The organism is Cupriavidus sp. R6-3 (assembly GCF_059772245.1).
The window spans coordinates 1-1,772 of sequence record NZ_JCBAJO010000422.1; the positions used below are offsets into that span (position 1 = coordinate 1).

The following is a 1,772-nucleotide window of genomic DNA, read 5'->3' on the forward strand; positions in this document are numbered from 1 at the left end:
GCGCGGCGCCCTCGGCAGGCGTCTCAGCCTCGCGCACGTCTTGATCGATAGAGTCGGACAAAGTATTCACACTCGCTTGTTGCATCTGGTCTTAGTTCGGGACGCGCGTGCCATGCTCGTCGGCATCGCGTTCATCGAGTTGGGGCGCGTCGGCGTCGGCCTGGCCGGCGGACTCGCCGCCAGCTTCGGCGGCTTCGGGCGCTTCGGCGGCTTCGGGCGCTTCGGCGCCTTCGGCAGCGTCGGTGGCCTCGGCAGCGCCGGCGGCATCCTCGGACCCCGCCGCCGCGGCCATCGCCGGGGCTTCGGCGGAGTCATCGGCATCGGCCCGTGGCTGCCCCTCGCCGGACATCTCAGGGGACCCTTCCCCGGTGGCCACGCCGGCCGCGGCTACATCTTCGGCGAGCGCCACATCCTGGGGCGCCTCATCGGCGGCATCGGCTGCATCAGCTGAATCAACTGCATCGGCACCATGCAGCCCTTCGCTCCCATCGGCCGTAGGAACCGCAGCGGCGTCGATGCCATCGGCCTGCGCCACGCCTTCCGGCGCCGCGGCAAATGCCTCTTCGTCGACGCCGGCCGCGGTGGCGACCTCTTCGAAATCGATGGCGCCCTGCTTCAGCAGCGCCTCCTGGACCTGCGCCTGCGGATCCTCCAGCGGCGGCAGTTCGTCCAGCGTACGCAGCCCGAGGTCGTCGAGGAAGGTCTTGGTGGTCGCGTACAGCGCGGGCTTGCCGGGTACGTCGCGATGGCCGATGACCTCGATCCAGCTGCGGTCCTCGAGCTTCTTGATCACTTCGGTGCTGACCGTGACCCCGCGGATTTCCTCGATATCGCCGCGCGTCACCGGCTGGCGATAGGCGATGATGGCCAGCGTCTCCATCACCGCGCGCGAGTATTTCGGCGGCTTTTCCGGATTGAGCCGGTCCAGGTATTCGCGCATCGCCGGACGGCTCTGAAAGCGCCAGCCGCTTGCCAGCGCCACCAGCTCGACACCGCGCGGCTCCCAGTCCTTGCGCAACTCCTCCAGCAGAACACGGATCGTGTCGGCGCCGACGTCGTCGGCGAACAAGCGGCGCAGATCGGCGACGCGCAGCGGCTCCTGCGCGCAGATCAGCGCCGTCTCGAGGACGATTTTCGCCTCTTGGGTATTCATGTTGTGGTGTGCGGCCTGTCTTTGCATCTGCGTCCGTGACACCCGGACGCGCTGGAGATTGGTCGATTCAGCGGCGCGCGTTCCGCTTCAGGGACGCCTGCCGCCATTCATCGCGCTGCCGACCGGGATGCTTGCCGCATCGGGTCCGCGCGCTTCTCATCGGTGCATCGATTGCCGGTCCGGTCCGGCAGAAGATCGTCCGCCCGTCTCCCGATATCGGTCGGCGGAAGGACCAGCGCGTCGCGCCGTCTCCCCTGTTGCGGCCGACACGCCCGGGCGGTCGTGACCGTCCGGATTGCGAGACAACTTGGTCATGGCCTGGCGTGCAGCCTGTCGGGCCCCTCGCTGCCACGCCGCTGGCCGGTATTCTTGGCCGATGTCGACACCGGATGTTCTAGCCGGACAGTGCGGGGAGGGAGATGGGTATGGAAACCCATGAGTGCCGTGACAGACGCCTGGAACAAGCGCGACCGGGCGACCACGACACCTGCGCGAAAGCGGCCCGGTCGCCGTGGCTTCCCGCGATTGTATGGCATTCCCGCGCCGGCCTGCAACCGCGGGCTTGGGACGCAGGGGCCGGCCCGCCATCAGAGGGTCAGGCAGAAGCCGTGCGCGGCCA

At 68.6% G+C, this 1,772-nt stretch carries 1 protein-coding gene; it reads right to left on the bottom strand.

The genetic code is table 11. The features are described 5' to 3' along the window. Nucleotides 1-91 precede the first annotated feature (91 nt). Nucleotides 92-1,153 carry an SMC-Scp complex subunit ScpB gene (gene scpB / locus AC6EI8_RS26325; protein ID WP_226108701.1) on the bottom strand — a complete coding sequence of 354 codons (1,062 nt, stop codon included), beginning with the start codon at nucleotides 1,151-1,153 and terminating at the stop codon, nucleotides 92-94. Between the last annotated feature and the right edge of the window lie 619 nt (nucleotides 1,154-1,772).

Bases quoted from the DNA above. Each gene is read 5' to 3' on its own strand.
- scpB (WP_226108701.1), bottom strand. From the start codon at position 1,153: ATGAATACCCAAGAGGCGAAAATCGTCCTCGAGACGGCGCTGATCTGC.